This is a genomic window from Gracilibacillus timonensis (assembly GCF_900086715.1).
Classification (GTDB): domain Bacteria; phylum Bacillota; class Bacilli; order Bacillales; family Amphibacillaceae; genus Gracilibacillus; species Gracilibacillus timonensis.
The window spans coordinates 1,090,703-1,114,106 of sequence record NZ_FLKH01000012.1; the positions used below are offsets into that span (position 1 = coordinate 1,090,703).

General features: G+C 36.8%; 22 protein-coding genes. 16 read left to right on the forward strand and 6 right to left on the reverse strand.

The genetic code is table 11. The features are described 5' to 3' along the window. Positions 1 to 17: 17 nt before the first annotated feature. The 4 genes from BN6556_RS16400 to BN6556_RS16415 all read left to right on the forward strand — a co-directional run bounded on the left by BN6556_RS16400 (position 18) and on the right by BN6556_RS16415 (position 4,075). Positions 18 to 851 (forward strand): helix-turn-helix domain-containing protein, encoded by an 834-nt coding sequence (locus tag BN6556_RS16400; RefSeq protein ID WP_066193425.1) that lies wholly within the window; start codon positions 18 to 20, stop codon positions 849 to 851. After that, on the forward strand, positions 848 to 1,264 hold the full coding sequence (locus BN6556_RS16405) for a DUF2000 domain-containing protein (protein WP_066193427.1): 417 nt from the start codon (positions 848 to 850) through the stop codon (positions 1,262 to 1,264). The genes BN6556_RS16400 and BN6556_RS16405 overlap by 4 nt, the downstream gene beginning before the upstream one ends. Positions 1,265 to 1,282: 18 nt before the next feature. Then, positions 1,283 to 1,903, forward strand: coding sequence for a LysE family transporter (locus BN6556_RS16410; RefSeq protein ID WP_066193429.1), 621 nt, complete (start codon positions 1,283 to 1,285; stop codon positions 1,901 to 1,903). A gap of 297 nt (positions 1,904 to 2,200) precedes the next feature. Further along, a complete protein-coding gene (locus BN6556_RS16415) occupies positions 2,201 to 4,075 on the forward strand; it encodes a heavy metal translocating P-type ATPase (RefSeq protein WP_066193431.1) in 1,875 nt (624 codons plus the stop codon). 414 nt (positions 4,076 to 4,489) lie between these two features. Here the strand turns inward: BN6556_RS16415 and BN6556_RS22400 are convergent, their stop codons facing one another. The 3 genes from BN6556_RS22400 to BN6556_RS16430 form a co-directional block, all read right to left on the reverse strand. Further along, positions 4,490 to 4,987: a hypothetical protein gene (locus BN6556_RS22400; protein ID WP_205410334.1), complete on the reverse strand. Its 498-nt coding sequence runs from the start codon at positions 4,985 to 4,987 to the stop codon at positions 4,490 to 4,492. Between the two features lie 253 nt (positions 4,988 to 5,240). Next, positions 5,241 to 6,104, reverse strand: a complete 864-nt coding sequence (locus tag BN6556_RS16425; protein ID WP_066193432.1) for a DUF3307 domain-containing protein — start codon at positions 6,102 to 6,104, stop codon at positions 5,241 to 5,243. Next, positions 6,101 to 6,877, reverse strand: coding sequence for a hypothetical protein (locus BN6556_RS16430; protein WP_066193434.1), 777 nt, complete (start codon positions 6,875 to 6,877; stop codon positions 6,101 to 6,103). Before BN6556_RS16430 ends, BN6556_RS16425 begins: the two co-directional genes overlap by 4 nt. Positions 6,878 to 7,132: 255 nt before the next feature. On the opposite strand from BN6556_RS16430, the gene BN6556_RS16435 reads away from it, so the two are divergent. Further along, positions 7,133 to 8,134: a phosphotransferase gene (locus BN6556_RS16435; RefSeq protein WP_066193436.1), complete on the forward strand. Its 1,002-nt coding sequence runs from the start codon at positions 7,133 to 7,135 to the stop codon at positions 8,132 to 8,134. 150 nt (positions 8,135 to 8,284) lie between these two features. Further along, positions 8,285 to 8,605 (forward strand): antibiotic biosynthesis monooxygenase, encoded by a 321-nt coding sequence (locus BN6556_RS16440; RefSeq protein WP_066193438.1) that lies wholly within the window; start codon positions 8,285 to 8,287, stop codon positions 8,603 to 8,605. 126 nt (positions 8,606 to 8,731) lie between these two features. Here BN6556_RS16440 and BN6556_RS16445 read toward each other — a convergent pair whose 3' ends face one another. Further along, positions 8,732 to 9,784, reverse strand: coding sequence for a helix-turn-helix transcriptional regulator (locus BN6556_RS16445; protein ID WP_078060130.1), 1,053 nt, complete (start codon positions 9,782 to 9,784; stop codon positions 8,732 to 8,734). A gap of 213 nt (positions 9,785 to 9,997) precedes the next feature. Between BN6556_RS16445 and BN6556_RS16450 the strand changes: the two genes are divergently transcribed. After that, positions 9,998 to 10,672: a class I SAM-dependent methyltransferase gene (locus tag BN6556_RS16450; RefSeq protein WP_066193440.1), complete on the forward strand. Its 675-nt coding sequence runs from the start codon at positions 9,998 to 10,000 to the stop codon at positions 10,670 to 10,672. Continuing rightward, positions 10,666 to 11,694 carry a saccharopine dehydrogenase family protein gene (locus tag BN6556_RS16455; RefSeq protein ID WP_066193442.1) on the forward strand — a complete coding sequence of 343 codons (1,029 nt, stop codon included), beginning with the start codon at positions 10,666 to 10,668 and terminating at the stop codon, positions 11,692 to 11,694. The genes BN6556_RS16450 and BN6556_RS16455 overlap by 7 nt, the downstream gene beginning before the upstream one ends. Positions 11,695 to 11,944: 250 nt before the next feature. On the opposite strand, the gene BN6556_RS16460 is transcribed toward BN6556_RS16455, so the two are convergent. Beyond that, positions 11,945 to 12,736, reverse strand: a complete 792-nt coding sequence (locus BN6556_RS16460) for an alpha/beta hydrolase (protein ID WP_205410335.1) — start codon at positions 12,734 to 12,736, stop codon at positions 11,945 to 11,947. Between the two features lie 611 nt (positions 12,737 to 13,347). On the opposite strand from BN6556_RS16460, the gene BN6556_RS16465 reads away from it, so the two are divergent. From BN6556_RS16465 to BN6556_RS16475, 3 genes are all read left to right on the forward strand, one after another. Further along, positions 13,348 to 13,866: a cupin domain-containing protein gene (locus BN6556_RS16465; RefSeq protein ID WP_078060131.1), complete on the forward strand. Its 519-nt coding sequence runs from the start codon at positions 13,348 to 13,350 to the stop codon at positions 13,864 to 13,866. Between the two features lie 235 nt (positions 13,867 to 14,101). After that, the gene (locus tag BN6556_RS16470) at positions 14,102 to 14,791 is read left to right on the forward strand and encodes a Na-translocating system protein MpsC family protein (RefSeq protein ID WP_066193446.1); all 690 of its coding nucleotides are present in this window, start codon (positions 14,102 to 14,104) and stop codon (positions 14,789 to 14,791) included. Between the two features lie 230 nt (positions 14,792 to 15,021). Then, entirely contained in the window at positions 15,022 to 15,435 is a 414-nt protein-coding gene (locus tag BN6556_RS16475) for an anti-sigma regulatory factor (RefSeq protein WP_392388599.1), read from the forward strand. 315 nt (positions 15,436 to 15,750) lie between these two features. Here the strand turns inward: BN6556_RS16475 and BN6556_RS16480 are convergent, their stop codons facing one another. After that, complete coding sequence (locus tag BN6556_RS16480) at positions 15,751 to 16,077, reverse strand: four-helix bundle copper-binding protein (protein WP_066193447.1); 327 nt, start codon at positions 16,075 to 16,077, stop codon at positions 15,751 to 15,753. Positions 16,078 to 16,380: 303 nt separating this feature from the next. Between BN6556_RS16480 and BN6556_RS16485 the strand changes: the two genes are divergently transcribed. From BN6556_RS16485 to BN6556_RS16505, 5 genes are all read left to right on the forward strand, one after another. Then, a complete protein-coding gene (locus BN6556_RS16485; RefSeq protein ID WP_066193449.1) occupies positions 16,381 to 16,812 on the forward strand; it encodes a MarR family winged helix-turn-helix transcriptional regulator in 432 nt (143 codons plus the stop codon). Positions 16,813 to 16,965: 153 nt separating this feature from the next. Continuing rightward, positions 16,966 to 17,418 carry an anthrone oxygenase family protein gene (locus BN6556_RS16490; RefSeq protein ID WP_066193451.1) on the forward strand — a complete coding sequence of 151 codons (453 nt, stop codon included), beginning with the start codon at positions 16,966 to 16,968 and terminating at the stop codon, positions 17,416 to 17,418. A 540-nt stretch (positions 17,419 to 17,958) separates the two neighbouring features. Further along, the gene (locus BN6556_RS16495; protein ID WP_066193452.1) at positions 17,959 to 18,750 is read left to right on the forward strand and encodes an MBL fold metallo-hydrolase; all 792 of its coding nucleotides are present in this window, start codon (positions 17,959 to 17,961) and stop codon (positions 18,748 to 18,750) included. A 53-nt stretch (positions 18,751 to 18,803) separates the two neighbouring features. Next, the gene (locus BN6556_RS16500; RefSeq protein ID WP_066193454.1) at positions 18,804 to 19,484 is read left to right on the forward strand and encodes a class I SAM-dependent methyltransferase; all 681 of its coding nucleotides are present in this window, start codon (positions 18,804 to 18,806) and stop codon (positions 19,482 to 19,484) included. Between the two features lie 848 nt (positions 19,485 to 20,332). Then, positions 20,333 to 23,383 (forward strand): ATP-binding protein, encoded by a 3,051-nt coding sequence (locus BN6556_RS16505; protein ID WP_066193457.1) that lies wholly within the window; start codon positions 20,333 to 20,335, stop codon positions 23,381 to 23,383. Positions 23,384 to 23,404 lie beyond the last annotated feature (21 nt).

Genomic DNA, 23,404 nt, shown 5'->3' on the forward strand with positions numbered 1-23,404 from the left:
TGAGAGGAGAGCGAGGGATGTCAGATACAACTCGAACAATTTACTTGGACTCTGATTTGAATGTGGAAGCCTACCGATTTAAAGGGATCACGCAAAAGTTCCCAGCACACTTTCATGATTATTATGTGATTGGTTTTATGGAGGAAGGAGAGCGGCATCTTATCTGCCAAGGAAAAGAATTTATTATTAACGCAGGAGATGTACTTATTTTTAATCCATACGATACCCATCGTTGTGAGCAAATCGATGGAAAAACATTAGATTATCGTTGTATCAATGTCAAGATAGAAACAATGAAAAAGGCCGTTTTTGATATAAACGGAGAAGAAAAACTGCCGCATTTTCAAGCAAATGTGCTCTATCAAAGCGAAGTAGTATCCAATTTAAAGGAATTACATGTAAAAATAGGGCAGGGAGAGGATGAATTGGAAAAGGAAGAATTATTTTTATATGTCATAGAAGAACTGATGAAAACAAACTCGAACATGCCTATTCCGGCCACAGTTCCGGAGTCTTCTCATCAAATTCAAGAAATAAGTGATTATATGGATGTGCATTATAACCAGAAAATTTCATTACAAGAGTTAAGTGATTTAACAGGATGGAGCAAATATCATTTATTGAGATCTTTTACTAGCAACAAAGGAATATCTCCGTACAGTTATTTGCAAACCATTAGGGTGAATCATGCAAAAAAGCTGTTAGAACAAGGCATTAAACCAATTGAAACAGCTTATGCAACGGGATTTAGTGATCAGAGTCATCTGACCAAATGTTTCAAAAGTATGATTGGATTGACACCTAAACAATATATGAAGACGTTTGAAGCAAAGGAGAGATCCAGTAAATGAAGGAAACGAAAACGGTACTTGTCATCGATGAAAACCTTCCGTTAGGATTGATAGCCAATACAGCAGCTATTCTAGGTGTAACATTGGGCATGAAAGCACCCGAAATGATCGGTGAGGATGTCAGCGATCATTCTGGTGTAAAGCATGCAGGCATTGTCAAAACACCAGTCCCGATCTTGAAAGGAAACGCTGAACTTCTCCATCAACTAAGAGATAGGATGCTGACAAAGGAATTTACGAATCTAACCGTTGTTGATTTCTCCAATGCGGCACAAAGCTGTAAAACGTATGACGAATACATAAAGAAACTTCAGAAAATGGATAAAACAGATTATCTGTACTATGGACTAGGTATATACGGAGAAAAGAGGAAGGTAAATCAATTAACTGGCAATCTTGCTTTATTAAGATAGTAGGAAGGGGGAGAGCGGATGGACCATTTAGCAGCATATATGTTGATGGCGCTGATGATGTCGATGCTACCTGGCACAGATACGGTATTGGTGATGAAAAACACGATGGCTCATGGCTCCAAGGCTGGCTATTATACCACGCTGGGGATAGCTTCAGGGCTAATTTTCTGGACGATGATTGCGGTATTCGGTTTGGCTGTTGTTATTGCCCGATCTGTCTTTCTGTTCCATGTTATTAAGTATCTAGGGGCCGCATATCTGATTTATTTAGGACTCCGGGCTTTTTTTACGAAAAGTACTTTTTCCATGGATAGCGTGCCGGATCACAACAAAAAATCTACCCATGCTTATGTAAAAGATTCGTTTTTTCAGGGGGCAGTGAGTAATGTATTGAATCCGAAAACGGTTTTGGTATATGTTACTTTCATGCCGCAGTTTATCCATGTAAATGGGAATACAAATCAACAATTGATAATACTAGGTTTCATTCTTACATGGATAGCAGCTGGTTGGTTTTTTATTTTGGTCTATTTCTTGGATGTGATGAAAAAATGGTTCAAGAAACCCGTATTCCAAAAGTTTTTTCAAAAATGTACTGGAGTGCTGTTGATGGGCTTTGGTGTGAAAATGATTGTTTGATGTCTATCAGGCCAACGATGAAAAGTAACAGACGTGGCAGTTAAAAAAGATACCAACTTTTTCTAGATTGGTATCTTTTTTGTTTGTCTTTTTGTGTTCTCCTAAACCAAGTTCCCATGTTAATAATGCTATTTTCTCTGTTATCCCTAAAAAACATGAATTTGTCATAATTATAATAAACAAACAGTAGAAAATATGATATACTATTTATGATAATTATAAAATGATATTTATTATAAATAAATGAAAGTGATAATCACTATCAAAGATGATTATCGGTTAAAGGAGGACTACAAAATGACAACATTAAATGGTGGCTTATCTTACCTCAAACTACATGGTGAAATTATCGCTGCGGCCATAAGCGGAATACTTATTTTTACAGCCTGGATATTATCCGACTATCTTAGTCACGGTTCATGGATTACATTATTAATTGCCGCTTTTCTCATCGGTGGGTTTGCTAAAGCGAAGGAAGGGATTACTGAAACATATAAGACCAAACGTTTAAATGTGGAACTGCTGATGATTATTGCTGCCATTGGAGCGGCCTCGATCGGTTTTTGGGCAGAAGGGGCTATTTTGATTTTTATCTTTTCTTTATCTGGTGCTTTGGAAAGTTATACGGAAAATAAAAATAAGAATGAATTACAAAGCCTGATGAAGCTGCAGCCAGAAACAGCCACCTTGCTTAGTGGTGAGGTAGTAGCCATTGATCAATTAAAACCAGGCGAATTGATTACGGTAAAATCAGGAGAGCGAATTCCTGCTGATGGCGTGATCAGTAAAGGAGATACGACGATAGATGAAAGTGCCTTATCTGGAGAGTCTATACCTATTTCCAAGACGATAAGTGACGAGGTTTTTGCTGGGACCGTTAATCTCGGTGGCAGTCTGCAAATTGAAATAAATACATTGCCAACAGAAACCATGTTCCAAAAAATTATCGAATTGGTGCAACATGCACACGAAGAACGTTCTCCTTCCCAGCAATTTATTGAAAAGTTTGAAGGATTATATGTCAATATCGTCTTGATCACCGTTGCAATAATGATGTTTCTTCCTCATTTTTTATTTGGCTGGTCTTGGACAGATACGATTTACCGTGCCATGATTCTATTAGTCGTCGCCTCTCCATGTGCGTTAGTAGCATCGATTATGCCGGCAACACTATCCGCTATCTCTAATGGAGCGCGCCAGGGAATTCTGTTTAAGGGTGGAGTGTATGTCGAAGCTTTAGCGAAATTAGACGCGATTGCTTTTGATAAAACAGGGACATTGACGAAAGGTGAACCAGCAGTAGTGGATTATTATATTGATCCTAATCAAGAGGTGGATGATGTAGCAAATGCCATTTATGCGATAGAAAATGAATCGATTCATCCGCTAGCTGCTGCCATGAAAAAATGGGCAGGGCCGAAACGCAGCAGCCAAGAGGAGTTATCTGTAACAGTGGAACATCATAATGGCAGGGGGTTATCTGCACAAGCAGACCATAGCCATTGGATGATTGGTAATGCAGAAATGATCGGAAAACAAGAGGCGGCTCAGCTCATGCAGCATTTTTCGACACATCAACAAGCAATGACGGAAATCTTTGTGAAAAAAGATACAAAGGTGATCGCTGTCTTTTTATTAAAAGACACCCTTCGGCAGGACGCAGTGGAAGCCATCCAAGAACTTCAAAGTTTGGGACTGCGGACGATTATGCTGACGGGAGATAATCAAGCCACCGCAGAAAATATTGCCAAAGAAGCGGGAATCGATGAATTTCATGCCAATTGTTTACCCGCAGATAAGGTGAACTACTTAAAACAACTGCGCCAGCAAAACCAGCAGTCGGTCATGATAGGAGACGGTATAAACGATGCTCCAGCCTTAGCTACTGCCAACATTGGTGTTGCGATGGGGACTGGCAGTGATATTGCATTGGAGACTGCAAATATCGTCCTGATGAAAAATAATCTAGCAAAAATGGTTCATGCCATTCGTGTTTCTAAAAAAATGAATACCATCATAAAACAAAACATTGCCTTTTCCTTATCCGTTATAGCTGTTTTGATTACCAGTAATTTTCTGCAGATGATCAATATGCCGCTAGGTGTGATCGGTCATGAGGGAAGTACCATTCTGGTTATTCTTAATGGATTGCGGGTATTAAGAGCGAAGTAAACGAATATTATTGATGGGATCATACACAGACAGCAAAGGGATAGATGTTATTGCTCAATCATTACTTATATAGTTTACCTGAGAAGGAGAGCAGGATGTTTATCTAAGTTCGTCACAAACATCAGCTGAACCAGAGGATATCAATGAATCAATGGAGACATTTATCAATCAGATGGAGGAAAAAGATATTGGTCAATCGATCACCATCAACGGAAATCAATTGACTATACGCTACGATCAAGCGTCGGGGTAGGAATGGATAGATGTAATAAACTAACAAGGGCCATACCCAACCAACAATGTTCTCGTGTTATACCAGGCGAACAGCGTGCTTATCTCATGTAGAAGGAACGTACACATCAATAGGAGTAGCTTTTATATCCTCTGTCTGAATGAACATTCTTACACAAAAAATCACTCTAGCGAAAACAGTAAGCTATATACAGAAGCAACCACCACTGCTATGACAAGTCCTATTACGATTCCTTTCAAAAAGGCTACAAAATGAAACCAGTAATTATGATAGTCTTTCACCATATCTTCTGTTCCAGGAATGCGGAATCTTTTCACATAACGAAATAGCAGCCAGTCAATCACTATCAAATCATAGAGATTGACCACAGTAAATAAAAGGAACATATGAATAAATGCCCCTAGAAAACCATCTACCTCTGCTGTCCAGACTAGCAGCATACCAACAAGAACAAATACAACAGCACCCATTAACTTGAATGTTAGTTTATCATTTCTGCTTGGAATTCGCCCTTCATACTCTTTCATGGATTTTACTCGTTTTTGTATGTTGGGCGGGTAATTGTACAAGTTTTTCACGGGATCATTTTTAATGAGTTGCACCAGGATAGCGAGGGAGAATAAGAGACAGACAACCATACATTGAATAAACAAAACCATTTTTATTCCTCCTTACTTCATTAGCTGAAATAATAATGTACTTGTTTCCATGCAGGATATATATGGGTGGAATGGGGTAGATAATTAGCTCGTTAGTTTCTCTGTTGAAAATAAGTTTACATAAAGAAACTTTAAAAGTAAAGAGGAGAAAGGAAGATCATAATAGGAAACGTTTCATGAGAGGGAATTATATCATGTTGTCAGCCAAGGGAAGAGGTCCCTTGCTAACCATGTAGCTGTGACTCGAAATCTCTTACAAAATCATCTTTTGCACCACGAGTCCAAGCACTAAACCAAGCAAAATAGAAGATAAGGTACCTAACAAGAAATATTCTGCCCAGTTGCGATCATCTAACTGTTTAAAGCGAGCAATCGACTTGGCTGCAATAATGAAGGCAATCGATTCATAGGCTCCAATGGCCGTTAAGAGAATCACTAGCAATCTCTCGATATAGCCAATCCATTTTCCATGCGAGCGCAGCGGGGCGGAGTAGGTATAATAATGGTATTCCTCGGTAAAATTATTTTCTGTCTGAGGTTCATTTGTTCCTGCTGTATGGTTCATCTGATTCCGTAACGTCAATGCCCCGGCAAAATTGGCAAGCTCTGACGGAAAGGAACCAATGATATACTTGACGATATGACCGCTGACACTGGTCGCCAATATATAAATGATGAGCAGCAATAACGTGGTATCGAATAAGTTTAAGCGAGCCTCTCCATCCAAGTCTGCTAAACTTGCTGCCATTTCTGGTGCCTGCATTTGGAAGAATAGAATGCTAGCAATGAGTATCATCAATACATGTAATGCTTGATCTAACAAGAAATATCCTAGATTGGCCAGATTGCTAGTTTTATTGGCGTTTACTAGTTTTATTTTTAACCAATCAATCAGCAGATGTGTGACGTTAATAAAGGCGAGAGGCAAGATAAAATAACGGAACACATGTTGAAACTCATAGGAATACCCCCAGATAAAAACCAGTGCGATCCCTGTTGTCAGCAAGTGATGGATCATGTGTTTTTTTAAATATTTGATTTTATGCTTTACCATTTGGTCGGATTGCAGCCAAAAGTCAGCGATGAAATGGGCAAGAAGCAGCAATAGAATTGTCATGATGAACTCCCTTCTTTCGGCAAATAAGCGTCTAAGTGATGGCGGATCTGTTGTTTCATATTACTTTGCAGCTTATCCATTAAAAATGTCTTATCTGTTTCTTCTAATGAACCGAGCACCTTTACCATATCATCAAATGCTTGTAAAATAACCTGTGTTTTACCCTGTTTGATATGATGGGAAATAGTAGCGGTTGTCCGTCCCAGATATTGGCTGACTTTATTTTGCTGACCGAGTATCAGATAAAGCGAACAGACAAGCGATTGAACGTCAGTTTGTCCGTTCAAATGCTCTTGCTTTAGTGTTAAACTGGTGTTGATCAACGACTCAAACTGTTCGTGATAGACAGTATATCCCTGTTCTGCTTGTGAACGAGGTAATGAAAAGCGAAAAAGATTTCTATTCGCTTGATTTTTCAGGTAATCATTGGCCTGTCTTGCTTGTTTCATTAATGGATGAATCCAGGTTTCCAAGTTTAAGGTGCCCACATCCGTTTCAATATCACCAAATGAAAGACCGAAATAAGGCCGGTGGTCAGTGAATTTCCAAATACGGCTAATATAGAAAGCAAGTACATATGCGGTGGCATAGCCTTTGCAAACAACGACCAGTTCATCGCCAGCCCGATGACTCACTCTTGTCTCTACCGTATATTGTGTCCATTTAGTTAGGCTGTCTCTTATTTGTGCTAGGTATTCACTGATTTCATTCCCGATATGTTCTACTGATGAGTTACTGACATCCATGATAAAGACGGAAACTTGTTGGGACATGTAGAAATAACTCCTTCCTTAACCAAAATAAATAAATTCGATTATATGATCTAATATATCAAAAGTTAGATGAAATAGTCAAACTTTATTGTGGTTAGATGATAAAAACTAATATAATCCCCTTTTCCAAACGAATGTTCTGTTAATTATTTTACTATATAGAGAATAAAAAATCTAGTAAAAAAAGGATGCAACTAATGATAGAATAGAAAAAAAGAGTGTCAGCACACAAACTAGATAAGGAGACTTGATTTTATGCAAATGAACTATGCCAAAGAAATAAAAGCTAGGACGTCGGAGTTCCGTCAGTATCTAGAGAGTGGGCGATACACTGCGGACGATCAATTCCGTGTGATTTTCAAAGCATCCAAACGTAATAGCCCGATTTTGACAGGATTAAATGTAGAAGTACTTGATAATCATGTAAGTATACATCAGCAAACACCTGCACACTTTGCAGGAAATATGCTGTGGTTTTGCAGCAATGGAGATGTCAAAATATTCTCCGATTCGGAAGTACTTACCTTATGCTGTAGTCAAGATAATTACGTAAGGAAAATCAGTAATTATGATTATTTCTCACGTTTTTTTCGAATACCTGCGTGGATCTGCCGTGATGATAAAAACTATATATTGGTAGAGCAATTAGTTACATTTGAGAACAAAAAAGACCAGGATGACGCCTTCCTATTAGAAACCATATACAATGATTACACCCATTATTTCAACTACATTTATCGTGAGGCGATGATGAACTACCGATCGATCAATGATTTGATAAGGCTTAGTCCCAATACGACTCACCGTAAAGAATTCGAGGATATTATTCATCTCATCGATCCTTGTTTATTTGAGGTATCCTTTCCTTTTATGAGACTTCACGGCGATTTATGGACGGATAATCTCCTTTTGAAGAAAGAGAGCACAGATGATAAACAATTGTGGTATATCGACTGGGACGCTTCAGGAGAGTATATCTTCTTCTATGATTTCTTTAAATTTATCTGGAATGAGTTAGATGTGCATGATAATAAAGTGTATTATGATCGATATGTAAAAGGCGAGTATGATGTCATGCTGGGAAAAATCTTTGCTATTTTCGATCTGGAATTTCGGCCCGAACAGAAATCCTCCTATTTTTGTATGTTCTTTTTGAATACTCTTCTAGAGGATAATGGAGTGATGACGTATGAAGTAAAACGTATGGAATTAGCCGATTTTCAGAGGAAGGTAGTGGCATTTATGAAAGATTCCTGAAGGGTACTATCGTTCAATAACAGTCGTTCTGACAAAGTGGAATTTCATGCAGTGTTCATTGGAGATAAGATGAGATGGCTGGAAAACAAACAGAACCCGTATTAAAATATATACAAGGATTATTATCCAAATCAAAGGAGGTCGTTGCAAATGATGAAAGTAGTGAATACCTTACGTATTGAAAAAGGAAGAGTAAAGGAAGTGGCTGAACGGTTTCAAAAAGCGAAAGCAGTGCACACCTTTAATGGATTTGTTTTGATGGAGGTTCTGATAAAAGAAAATACAGAAGAATATGATGAGCTGCAGGTTTGTACAACTTGGGAAGATTACGCTTCTTTCGAGGTTTGGAAAAAAAGCAGAGAAACAAGAGAAGCGCATGCCTCACAAGAAAAGCAAGGAAAAGAGAATAGTCCGATACTTGGATCTGAATTAGCTACATTTGAAGTCTTTGTACAGCACCATCCAGCATAGTTTCTTTCACTTAATAGCTCATCAGTGTTCATGAAAATCCCCCCTTCCGATAGAAGAAGGGAGGATTTTTTGATGGGATTATTTCAAAGATTCACAAGAATCAGACAATCTTTTTCCTTTTATAGTTTATGGGTGGTTCGCAAACAGCTTCCAAACCAATTCATTTCTTGTCTGGACCCCTACTTTGTAAAATATACCTTTTAAATGATCTTGAACGGTATAATAAGAAATCTTAAACTGATTAGCTATTTCTTTGGTACTGGCACCTTGTATACAGCTTGTCACAACTTGCTTCTCCCGAGCAGTTAAAGCATAAGTCTCCATAAGATGTCCAAACATTTCTTTAGGAGAAGCTTTATCTATTGTAATAGCGATCATTGTTTTGTGTGAAGCTCCGGAGCGCAAGAAGGAAGCGGATGCTACAAGTACTATTTTGTCTGCTAGCGGGATGAATACAGAAAAACTTTTTTCATCCTGTGCTGATAGCTTCGCGCATATAGCTTGAAGAGATTTAGGAAGTCGATGGAGATTCTTTGAACGTTCAAATTCCTGCAATAAGGTGATGTATTGCTTTCCTGCTTCATTGGTTGACTGTAATGTTAAATATTGATCTAGTATTATGACCCCAGAGCCCATATAGCTAGATTTAGAATGCTTTTCTAATTCAATATAAAAGTAATCCCTTAATGCTTTACCCATTATTAGGGATAGACCTTCTAGTAATAACACTTCCTGATCTGTAAAATAGCTTTTCTCCTCTTTTTTAAATAGCGTTAAAAAGCCAAAACATTTTCCTTTATCCATTAATGTGACACGCAGTTCATCTGAAATCTGACGTGGACTTAATATGTCCGTGAAACGTCTGCTTTTCTGTTTACCAAAGGTATCACTTAACCTAGCCGATTTAACATTGCTTTCCACTAAATCTTGATATAGATGTACATCCTCTTTATCGTATTCAGCTGCTAATATATCTTGGTGAATGGACTCAAGAGAGCATTCTGTTATCGCTCCCACCGTAGTTAGCGTGGTCGGATTGACGACGGTACAACAGTATGCATCAAAAGAAATCTGTTTCTGTAATAGGAGAATCATTTGTTCACGATAAAGATAAGAATCTTTATATTTATCCCAAAAATAATTTGATTTTTCATTCCAATAGTTCATAGAATAGAGCAATTTTGGCTTCCCCCTTGTTTATGGGATAGTATATAAGTGCTAAAAGTTTATAATTGATAATGATTTTCAATGCTAATTATAACAGGAGGAAAATAAAAAATGAAGCGGATATTTCTTTTTATTACTAGTGTATACTTACTTTCTAGCGTGGGGACTGCAAATACAAAAAGAGAAAGTAAAATATGTCAGCCTGTGTGGTAAGGAGGAAAATAAATGACTAATAAAAATTGGGAAAGACCTGAAGTGGAATATTATCAACAAACCATTCGCAGTAAAATTCCTGGGTATGATCTTATATATGAACAAATGCTGGCAATTATGAAGACTCATTTCATACCTCAGGATATCTTGATTGTAGGTGCTGGAGGAGGTCAGGAATTACATGTTCTGGGAGAACAGTATCCACAAGCAACTTATACCGCTTTAGACCCTTCCCGAAGAATGTTGGAACTTGCTAAGCAAAGAATGAATAATAGGTCATTAAAAATAGATTGGCAACAAATAACCATAGACAAACTTTCTAGTGAAAAAGAATATGATATGGTTACTTGTCATTTAATACTACATTTCTTAAAGGAAGAAAAAGCAGCAGTTATAAATCAGATCAGCCAAAGAGTAAAAGCGGGAGGAATTCTTTTCATATCAGCGATTGTGGAAGAAGAGAAAGATAACACCCTTCCATATTGGCTTCAACATATGCAATTATACAATGTTTCAGCTTCTGATTGTAAAAAATTTGAGGAGTCATTTGATAAGACCACACATCCACTATCTGCTTCACTACTGTTGCAGGCCTTAAATGCTAATGGCTTCGAAACGGTTCTTCCTTATTTCAAAAGTTATGCGATGGAAGCCTATGTGGCAAAAAAGGAGAGAAAAGGATGGTAGAATCGGTTATGATTATCGGTGGTTACGGGAAAGTAGGTGGAAATATTGCAAAGCAGCTAATCCAATCTACAGACTTACAAATTTTAATTGCTGGCAGGTGCTTGGCTAAGGCTTGTACATTCAGCCAACAATTAGGTGAACGTGCTTTCCCTGTAGAGGTGGACATTGAAAATGAAGCAAATTATGAGTCCCTCCTGCAGGCGAACCTAGTTATCATGTGTATAGACCAAACAAACACAAGCGTGGTTCAATATTGCTTGAAACATGGTATACATTATATAGATATAACGGCTAGTTTTGCATTTCTTGAACAAATAGAATTACTCAAACCATTGGTGCAGCAGTCTACTGTTATACTTAGCGTTGGTTTTGCTCCCGGTCTCTCTAATTTATTAGCAAAGCAACTTAAAGAAAGCATGAAAATCGTGGATAAATTAGATATTACGATTCTATTAGGTTTAGGAGAGCAGCACGGTGATGGGGCTGTTCAATGGTTGCTAGAGCAAATGAACCAATCTTACCGTATTAAAAAGAACGGTAGCACGCAAACCGTCCAGAATTTTTCTGGCAAAAAAACTACTTATTTTAATCGCTTGGGTACGAGAAGTAGTTATTTATTTAACTTTTCCGATCAGCATACTCTTCAGCGACAGATGCCTTATAGTGAGGTGAACACTTACCTTACATTTGATATAGAATGGGTAAATCGACTGTTGGCAGGACTTCACTATTTAAACATAACCTCGCTTCTCCGATATAGCTGGGCAAGGCGAGTCTTGGTTAAAATCATCCAAGGATGGCAGTTTTTTTCGTCAGGTTCGGATATCTGTGCTATAAAAGTGGAAGCAGTCAACAAAGAAAATAACCAGATTAATGAAGCACATCAAGTATGGTATGAAAACAACGAGGCGTTGATAACAGCCAATGTAACTTCATTGGTTGTACAACACATGATGCACTCACCGTTGCCTGCAGGTATTCATCATTTGGATGAGTTGTTTTGGTTGGATGATTTATTTTGATAATGACAGATGTATAATCATCTCTTTTATGATGAACAAGGTGATCATTTAATATGATACGTGACTTTTGTGGTGAGACACGACCCTAAGCTTTCACCTTTACTAGAGTACATCAACCATTTCTCATATGAATCATTCGATTTGTTAAAAGAATTTGTACAGGGTAATATTTCGGAAAGAAAAGATAAACCAGGGAATCCAAAATAACTCTATTTACTTTGGATTCCTTTTTAAACTTAGAATAAAATAATTAGTCAAAATTAGTCGATCCGTTTTTTTTATCACCATAAAGCCATCGAAGTGCACGGATGAAATGTGGACTAAAGAAATATACATCATGTGTACCTTCCGGATGCGTTTCAAACAGTAAATTTGAATCGGAGAAACCTTCCTTCTTTAGTTCAGCATACGCTTTTTTCGTATATTCCACCATGTGTTTTTGAGCACTATCTCGATAAATTCCTTCTATTTCACCAACATATAGGTACATTCGATGATTTTTTCGGTTGATAATTGGTTTTTGGTAGCTTCTTCCCGAACGAGTTACTAGATCTCCTTGCAAATATGGTAGCAAACCATCATACCAGAATGAGGCGGATAAAATAATATAGTCATGAAATACCTTTGGGTAATAATAAGAGGCAAAGATAGAGACAAGACCTCCAAATGAGCAGCCAGCAATTGCGGTATGACTCGGTGCAGCGTTTGTTGCATAATGCAAATCTATATAAGGTTTGATTTCATGAACAAGTATGTGTAAATATTCGTCTGCCTGCCCGCCCAGATTCGGTTGATTCGGTAAGAGAGAAGAGGTTTCCCATGGTGTGTAATCATTATTTCGATCAATCGGTACAATACCGACAAGAATGATCGGCTCGATTTGTTCCGTAATGATAAGATGGTCTATGTAATTCATGGCCTGTGTCGCTGCATTTCCACCATCATGCATATAAATAGTTCGATATTGCTTTTCAGAATCATAATTTGTGGGTAAGACGACGTTTACTTGATAATTATGAATTTTTTCTTGTTGCCTTTGCATCAAAAATTCCCCCAGTGTTTCCATTTTGGTTTTTAATAAAGATGGTTTAATTGAAATTAATAATCATTATCAATTAAGATTATAATATAAAAAAGAAGAAAAAGAAAGAAAGGCATGAGATAAATCTTGGAATTCTTGATTCTAGGGAGATATCTTTTAAAAGGCAACTTCGAGCAGGTGAAAGATGAGTGGTTCAACTAAACATCAATCAAAATGCTCGAGGTTTTCCCATTTTCAACACTGACCATGATGGCTAAGAACGATTTCTACGGTGTCTTTCTTTGTCATCTTTCATAGCATTTAGTTCTTCTTTGCTTTTCTTCTTTTTCTTTTTCCCTTTATTTACACTCATGAAAATACCCCCTTTTTGATTAGTATGGGCTAAGTGTTAAATAAAATGTAAATAAGCTCCTAAGTCATTAAAAAAATGAATGTCCTGCTCTTCATGAATAGATGCTAATTATCCCTTTTATTGCCTGTGAAAGATTTTTTTATTATAATCTATAGTATATTGCTGACGGACAGGCTGTCTAATAAAGGATCGATGTTTTCATAAAATAGTGGATGTTAGATGAATTAAGGGTTAAGTGGACAAAAGGGAGGCAAAAAAAATGAAAAAAGCTGAAAATATGGAGATGAAATCCTTTCTATACGAGAATGATGGCTTTATCCCTAATCATCCGAGCTATCCATTATTGTTGTATAAGAAGGTCTTGACTTCTGAGGATGATCCAAAACATATTTTGACACACAACAATTGGCTGGGGGCATGGCAGGGAACCGTGGCTCCTTTTCATCATTTTCATAGCAACACACACGAGGTGCTTGTTGTAACAAATGGAACTGCCTTACTGCAGCTTGGCGGAGAGCGGGGAGACAAAGTGCAGGTAGAACAAGGAGATGTCGTTATTCTTCCGGCCGGATTTGGTCATAAATTACTGGAAAGCAGTGTTGACTTTGCAGTGATAGGGGCTTATCCAAATGGGAAAAGTTATGATTTCTGCTATGGAAATGAATCCAATCGATCGGAACAAATAGAAAATATCAAACATGTTCCTTTACCAGATGCTGATCCGCTTTTTGGTGAAAAGGGGCCATTGTTCTCCTATTGGACAGTCGACATAGATTAGTAGGCATGCGGGCAGCAAAGTTTTCACCTCTGTATAGATATAAAGCGTTGTTTTTAATGAAAATTCAGATTTTTTCTAATATCGATTTTCAAAATCTAAAATTAAGAGTATAATAGGGAAAGGGATTGTAAAATAATGTACGGTCCTTAATTTTTTTCAAAATCTACGTCATAACAATCGAGCCATTATCCTATTTAGCACGTTCATTACAAAATCTTACTAAAGGAGATACCACGTGGAAAAAACAGTCGAATCCGGAATATCTAGTGCAATCGGCAAGTTATTTCGAACTAATTTCGGAAAAGGACCGGAATCAATTTTTGTATCCCTATCAAAACCGTACATTACTATTTATTTGCGCAAGTTTTTGGCACCGATGGAAAAGGTTATCCTGAAACAGGAAAGTGAAATGAAATTTCAGGAAACACGAGATATGTTAATGAAAGAATTAACACCTCATATACAATCCATCATTTCTTCACATGCAGGAGTGGTAGTGGATAAAATCTATTATGATTGGTCGATAGAGAATGAAAATGGCATTATTTTTGCGGAATTGGATTCTGAATTCGATACGACAACCGAGGACTATATTAACTATCCGGCGAAACAACAAATTCATGAAGAAATTAATCGATTTACGCAAAAAGCACAAAAATTTCCTAGGAAGCTTACTTCCTTTATGCTCAATGCTCGCACATTAATTTCCAGACGAGAGGATATTTTTGTTTTGATTGAACAAGAGCTTATTCAATCTGGTTTTGAAAATCAACTCAGATTGTCAAAACGAAAGTTGGAAAAAAGTTTGATTGATAGAACGTTTTTGGAATCTGTGCTGCAACAAGAAATACAAGATTTATTTGTAGACTGGGATTTTAAAAACGACATAGGTTTTGTTGTATTCATACTTAAACCTAAAAAATAATAATGGTGGGAATGTCTAGACATTAGCGCTAAGACATAAGCCGAAAAGGAAAATGAATCCTTTTCGGCTTTTTTTAATTGATGAAACGGCAAGGAAAAATTTTTACCTGGTATTTGATCTCCATTTTCTATAACGCTGATGGAATGAAGTATGAGTCTCCAGCATTTACTAAACGCACTTTATTGGAAGCAAGACATTTAAAATGATATCAAAAACTGGGGGGGGAATAGATGATGATGAAGACTTCATCCAATGTGAGAGTACCCATTCACAAGGAATTGGACATCGTCCGTGCCAGGCAAGTAAGTCGGGAATTAGCAAAACAGCTGGGTTTCCATACCGTTGATCAGGCACGTATAACCACAGCTATTTCCGAATTAGCCCGCAATATTTACTTGTATGCGGGAAAAGGAGAAATTTCTTTTGACATCATCGATACACGTGATCGAAAAGGAATAATGATGATGGCAGCTGACTCCGGACCGGGAATTAGCGATATAAGATTGGTCTTACAGGATGGTTATACGACTTCTGGAGGTCTCGGCGCCGGTCTTCCTGGAGTAAAACGTTTGATGGATGAATTTGATATTCAATCCAATCTTGGAGACGGTACTATCGTCACCATATCGAAATGGTTGCAATGAGGTTCGAGATATATTCTACATACCCAAAAAAATTTTTACTGGTTTTGATCAATAAGGAATAAACAGGCTTGTGATCCTAACCCAGATATATTGTTAGATTTTTTACGACTCAAAAAGAATGTTTCTATTTTGTAGCGTTCGAGTGATCAATGGAATAAATAAGGATTTCCATTGGAAGAAGAATTTTATGGTGGCGTCACATGAATAGTGATAAAGGAACCAACTCGTAGTACTCTAAGATAGAATAACTAAAAGAAAAAGTTGCTCTAAACAAGATGAATGACTTGTCGAGCAACTTTTTTAAATAACTCTTCTTTAAGCAATACTTTTACATGCCTCTGCACATTGAAAACAGGCTTTTGCACATTTTTGACAATGTTCATGCTCATGCTTGTTGCATTCATTTCCACACGCTTCACAAATAGTAGCACAAGCAGCGGCTAGTTCCGACGCAAAAGGAGTATCTCTGCATAAAGCTTGTGCCAGATAAGAACAGATTTCTGCACATTCTTTGTCCAAACGGATACATTCAGCCATCATCTGCATATTTTCTTCTTTAAGACATGCGTCATAACAATGGTTACATACGATAATACAATCTTGTAAAGCGTTTATGACTTGTTGGTGTTGTTCGTGTGCCATTAAAGAAAACCTCCCTGTCTTTTCTTACATTGAATACTTTTCCCACTTTTGGCTGAAATAAACGAATGTTAATCATATCTTTTTTTAGATTTATCACAATGCTATCCATTCGTAAGACTCTTTTTAAAAGAGAATAGAAAGGAGGCCTTCCAAATGATTAGATAATGATTGATGAAAGCAAAAATGAAACCATAAAAAGTTGAACTAAATACTTGGAACTGGACACAAAATTCACAGCTTGACATTAGTTAATAGATGACCTATCATTTAGTTGCACAAGCAAATATAGAGGTGGTAAATAAGATGGAGCATTATTTAAATGAATGTTTATATTTTACAACAAGCAGGTTAAACAGGCTGTTAACAAAAATGGCCGAGGATACATTTTCTAAAATGGGACTTTCTCCCAATGGAGCATTTTTTATGATGATACTCTCTGAAAAAACGGGAGTGAGCCAAAAGGAGATGGGGGAGGCTTTGCATCTTCAGCCATCGACCATAACAAGGCTTATTGAAAGTTTAATAAAGAAAGATTTCATTTCAAAAGAAGTGAAAGGCCGATCAGCTCACTTACATTTAACCAACAAAGGAGAAAAAATGATTGATGATATTTATCAAATATGGGATGAGCTTCGACATAAATATAATGATATATTAGGAAAAGAAGTTGCTGATCAATTATCAGTAGACATACGCCAAACATCAGATGCATTAGAAAAAAATATATCTTACTAAAGGTATATTTTTCAAAAAATGGCTTGTACAAACAAATAAATGGAGGGAATTTATGAGTATATCAGTTTTTTGGCTAGAGGGAATAGGTGAATTAGGCAGACGGGTTTATAAAGATAAATGTTTCACCTGTCCAATCTGGCAAGGAGTTTGGCAATGATGGATTGGCTTTTGATTATCTATACAGTTAGTGTGGCCATCCAAGCAGGTTTATTCTTTGTATTTTCCAACACAATTATGAATGTTTTACGGGATTATCCATTGACTGAAGCGCGTAAAGTGATGGTGAACATTAATAATGCTATACAAAACCCATTGTTTTTAACCATTTTTTTAAGTCCTTTTATTGTGATCATGATCAGCCTCTTGTTAATGGTAGTTCAACCATTGTTGTTTAATAGTTGGATAATCATTAGTTTTGCTATCTACTTTTTAGGTGCGTTTATGGTTACTATTTTTTTCAATGTTCCGATGAACAATCGTTTACAATCTAATGAAAACACGGAGTACTGGTCACAATACTTAAGTCAGTGGACACGCTGGAATCATGTAAGAACCCTTTCGTCTATAACAGCATTAGTCATTATTGTTGTACTGTTTGTGTTATGAAAATCTTCATTTGCTCCATGTTGTGAAATTGTGCAGAATCGAAATAGAGCAACAGCTTTCTAAGCTGTGGATCGCAGTTTCTCATGCTGTCTAGGCGGTTTTCAAATTCTTAATGGACGTCATTACATCAAAGTAAAGATTACCCTGAAATATAAAAATAGTTGATTTTTAATAGGTGAGTTTATATAATATTCATAAATCATAATGATTTCGATTTAAGAATATTATAGCACATGCTTAGAAAAGATAGCGTAAGGAATATTAAAAAGTCGTTGATAATCTAATGCCTAGGAAAGATTATCATTGTTTTGATTTGATTTGGGAGCGTTTCATTTTTCATCTTTCCATCTCATTTATAAAGATGGATTTTTTTGGAGGTTACATAGTAGATTTTATGTTTTGTAGTTATAGATAGAGAAAACCTTATGAAAGTTCATCGTTTAAAAACAAGATATAAATAAGCTTTAAATGAAATTAGAAAGTAATACACAATTTTCCAAACAGACACATCAAGAATAAATGAATAAGGAAGGGTTGTTCATGTCAAAGGTATATACTTTACAGTTAGGAAAAATCAACATGATGTCTATATCGGATGGAGCATTTCCAGTCTCTAAGCAATTCTTTTTTGCGAATACACCAGAGGAAATAATCCGAGATATTCCATCCCATTTTGACGCTCCGCTTAATTTTTTATACATAGATACAGGAGATAAACGGATATTAGTAGACGTTGGATTTGGACAAACGTTAGCAGAGGCTGGACAATTGTTTCTTCATCTAGAGTCACAAGGCATAGATCCAGCAGACATTGATACCATAATAATCACACATGCTCATATGGATCACATTGGAGGACTTTCCTATGATGGAAGCCCCGCTTTTCCAAATGCAGAGTATGTCATACGAAAAGATGAATGGGATCATTGGAAAAGCAAACCGGAATCCAATGAATTCAGGAAGCTAAAGGATATTGCGGATCACTTAACATTCATTACGTCGGATAGGGAGTTGTATCCTGGTATTCATCTTATTCACGCTCCAGGGCATACCGTAGGACACTTATCTCTTCATATCCAATCAGAGGGAAAATCTTTATTGGTTGCCTCTGATATATTGAATGATCCGATAACTTTGCAACATCTTCCTTCCTATATACGTGCAGAGATGTCGCCAAGACAAGGATTAGAAACTCGGAAAAAATTTTTACAAGATGCTGTAGATAAAAAGGCACTCGTTTTTGCCTGTCATTATCCTTTTCCTGGATTCGGGTATGTTCATAAGGCAAAGGAAAAGGATAGATGGAAGTGGTCACCGATTGTCACAGGCTAATATTTTTTTAGAATAGATCAACTTAATCAAAGAAAGGATGAGTGTGAACAAACATGAGTGAACAAATATACGATGTATGGTGGGATAACGACAAACGGGAAGCTGAGATGGAAACGGCGCATCAGAATGGCTGGAAAGATACGATATCGTTAATGAAAGAAAAGGACTTGTCCGCATATTCTGTGCTTGATTTTGGTTGTAACCGTGGAGGATTTTTACGTACTCTTTATCAGGAAAAACCTTTTAAAGAAGGGATCGGCATTGATCTAGGTACAGAATCTATCCAAATAGCAGAGGAAAGAAAACAAGGTTTGCCACTGCATTATATGACCACAGGTGTCCCAGGAAAAACAGGAAAAACATTTGATATCGGCTTCTGTCTTTCCGTTATTTATTTAATTGAAGATTTGGAAGATCATGCGCAGAAGATCAAACAAGTATTGAATACAGGAGGAGCTTATTACATCACCTATACTGAACTCCCTAAAAATAAAAGTTTTCCATACTTTAAAGAAAGTATAGAAGGATATAGCAAATTACAAGTTCAGTCACATACTATAGATGATATTGCTTTTGCCTTTATGCAAGAAGGATTCCAAGTAGAGGTTCAGAGAAAGATACCAAATGGGTTTATTTCGATCTCAGGTGAGCAAAACGGATTTCGATCCATTCATGATCAATTAATATCTCAATATGAACAAGCGTACTTATTCAGAATGACCTTACCCTCTTAAAAGTAAGTGCTGCAGATGAAAAAAATATTGCCAAATGGTTAATCGTGATAGCTTTAGTGCATTTATGATGGCTTGTCAAGCAGAAGAAAAGGGTGCTCTTTTCAATGACTATAGATAAGTGTGGACGTGACATAACAATAGAAGAACCGCCTCAAAATATTTTGTCTTTAGGAGAGTAGCGGGTACATTATTGGAGCCGGCTATCATTAATGGATACTGTGATCAGGACAATCCGCAAGAGAATAATGATTTATGATCGATTTGAAAGCATTTTTGCAGATACAGAAACGTTAGCAAAGTTGACAGGAACAAAACATTAAGCACAGGAAAATATTGAAAACTATCGAGAAAGAGTAGTAACACGATACGAGAACAGACAGAAGGAATTCCAATATCTAGTGATTATGCAGTAACGCTATTCGTCTTTCGTTTTGAAGGTATTGGAGCATTTGGAGAGCGTAGCATCATTAATCAACAAATGGCGTATACAGAATGGCCCAATATATATAGATGAACCAGAACGTTACTTAGGGCCTGCTATAGAATCTATCATTGATCAAAATCCGGAATATATTATTGCGTTATATGAAAAAAGAGATATGACAGAAGGTAACTGTTTATTTTGCTCTCTCCACATTTGTTGGGTGGGGAGTCTTTTTTCGTTTTACAAAAAAATGGTGTTAAAATCTTGGGTGATAAACAGGTCCATTTGTCGTATAATTAGTGTAATTCGTCAACTATCATTGTACTGGATGGATGGATGGAGGGAGATACTTCTTTTTGATGTCTCAGAATCTTTGAAGCCAAGCAATTACACTTTATGAAATATACTACGAAAAGGAGACATTATGCGAAAGAAAGTAGTCATCATTTTATCTATCATGGTTATACTGTTCTTCATCATTAGCATTATTGGGGGAGCGAGTAAATATTGGAAGCAAGAGATCACGGCAGAACAAGGGGTGCTTGATCTAACAGATTATAATGTAGAATCAAATGAAATGATTGTATTAAATGGAGAATGGCAATTTTATAAGGGGCAGTTTCTTGATCCAGCATCGGCTGTGAACACTAGTAATAGTGGCTATATTGACGTACCTGCTTCATGGGATGAAAGATATCCTTCCTTGAAAGAGGATGTGGAAGTAGGGACCTATCGACTGGTTATCCAACTTCCTGAAGATGGAAATTATGGCATTAGAGTAAACATGATTCGTAATGCAAGTAACGTATTTATTAATGGTGTAGAAGCTAATGAACAAGGGAAAGTTTCAACTGAATCTACTGAATACCAGTATCGTCAGGGGAAGTATGAGGCGTATGGTCAAAGTGATAATAAAGAAATGGAAATCATGATTCATGTTGCCAATTACCAACACCCAAATGGCGGCATTATTAAGCCAATTATTTTTGGAAATGAGGAACAGATAGAATTACTAGCTGATCGTAATAAAATGATGGAAGGCTTTGTGCTTAGCGGCTTCGTTTTGTTAGCGATTATTGCTTTTTCTAATTTTATTCAGCAAAATAAATCAAGGCATGAGTTATATTTTGCACTATCAAGTCTGCTCCTAGCAGTTTATATCGCTGCAGGTGGGAATGAAAAGCTGATTTATTTACTATTTCCTAACCTATCGAATAGTAATTTGTTAAGTATACAGCTACCGTCTGCGATTTTATTCACTTTATTTTTCCTGCTATTTATTTATTCGCTATTTCGGAAATACGCTAATTTGTATATTGTAAAAGTTCTGGTTATATTATTAATCTTACAAGTAGTGTATCATGCTGTACCAATAAGAATCTTTGAGGTCGTACCGTTTATCACCTTAGAGTCAGGGCTCGTTTATTTTGTCATTCTGATTTCATTGCCTTATTTGTATTTTATCTTTATTCTTTTTAAGGCTTTTAGAGATCGAGCAGAAGGAATAGAATACTTAATGCTGGTGGTAACCTCGCTCATATGCTACGCGATAGCGTTAAGTCTGGATCTTTTATTTGGGATTCATGTGGATCAGCTTACAATATTTTCACTTTTCTTTATGGGACTTGGTTTTTCATTTTACATTTCTTATCGACGTAGATTGATTTTTGAGAAGTTGGACAGACTTTCGTTGGATCTGTTAACGCAAGAACAGCTTAAGGAAGAATCCCTGTTTAAAACATCGAAAGAACTGGACCGTCCAATTGATGATATCATCCAATCCTCCACGATTCTGATGAAAGGGGAAAGTGGGCCTCTAAAAATGCAGCAGCAGGAACTAGTTTATGACGTGAAAAATAATGCGGATAAATTAGCTCAGCTTCTAGAAAATTTTCGTAATGCAATGGCCGATAAGGAGCAATTAACGATGAAAATAGAGCCTCTACACTTAAAGGTGATAAATGAAATGGTGGATGACGTGTCCCTTCATGTAAACAATTCGGTTGAAGTGGTCATCGAAAATCGTCTTGCAATGGATTCGCCATTGGTGATGGCAAATGAGAATAGTTTAAAACAAGTGATACTGCAGTTACTTGAAAATGCTATTGAAAATACGGAAAGTGGAAAAATTGTGGTGGAGAATAAAGTAATCAATCAAATGATGCACCTTTCTGTAGAAGATACAGGGAAAGGTATTCAAGAAAAATATATCCCATATGTGTTTGATACTTTTTTCCAAATTCCCGAAGCGCAGAAAACAACATCGAGCGGAATGGGACTTGGTCTAACCATCACAAAAAATTTCGTTACGTTGATGCATGGTGAAATCTGGGTGGAATCCAGTTCGGCAAAAGGCACTAGGATCACGTTTACATTACCAATTGCTGAAACAAATCAGGAGGAGGAATGGCTGACTCAAGAAAAAGAAATGGCGAAGAAGGGATCTGAAGAAGTGTCTTTATCAGAGCAAACAGAAAAGGAAGCAATAGACGCTAAAGTCATTCTCATTGCTGATTCAGATCCAGATCATTTCCTGCATTTGTCCTTTATTTTATCTCAATCCGGCTACAGAGTGATAGCGGCTCATAAGGGTGCGGATATGGATGGTTTTTTAAAGCGTGAATCTATTCATTTGGCTGTGATTGATATTAAAATGCCTGATATCTCTAGCCTTGCATTAATTAACACGATTCGTCAAGAATACAATCAAGTAGAACTGCCGATTCTTTTACTTTCACCTTTTATTTTAAAAACGGACAAAAACAGTTTATTGCAAGCTGGTGTCAATGATTTTATGAGAAAGCCAGTCGCTGAGAATGAGCTTTTACCAAAAATTCAATCCTTATTTGCTGTGCAAGATGCCGTTGAACAATCGATAACAAATGAATTGAAAGCCTATCATGCACAAATCACACCACATTTTTTGTTTAATACATTAAATACAATCATTGCACTGAGCTATAAAGATGGAGATAAATCAAGAGAGGCATTATCTTATTTATCGATTTATTTTCGAGCCAAGCTGAATTATCAAAAACAGCAAAGCCTGGTACCACTTGATGATGAAATAGAATTAGTACAAGCCTATTTAGCCATAGAAAAACTTCGCTTTGGTGATCGGCTGACTATTCACTATAATATCGATGAGCAAGCTCAAATCCTTATACCATCTATGACGATTCAGCCTTTAGTAGAGAATGCCATACAGCACGGTCTTTTCGCGAAACCAATCGACGAGCCTACCTTCTCACTGTCGATCAAAGAGGAAGAAGACGTCATTGTCATCCGAGTAGAGGATAATGGTGTGGGCATACCAAAAGAAAAACAGGAGCAACTTTTACGTGGAGAAAGCCAGCGTTTCGGTTTTAAGAATCCTTTTGCAAAGCTTACATTGATTAAAAACGCCACATTTGAACTAGAAAGTGAAGAGGGGAAAGGAACAAGAATTTGGATTCGACTGAAAAGAAACGGGTGACCATTTATAGAACAATACATA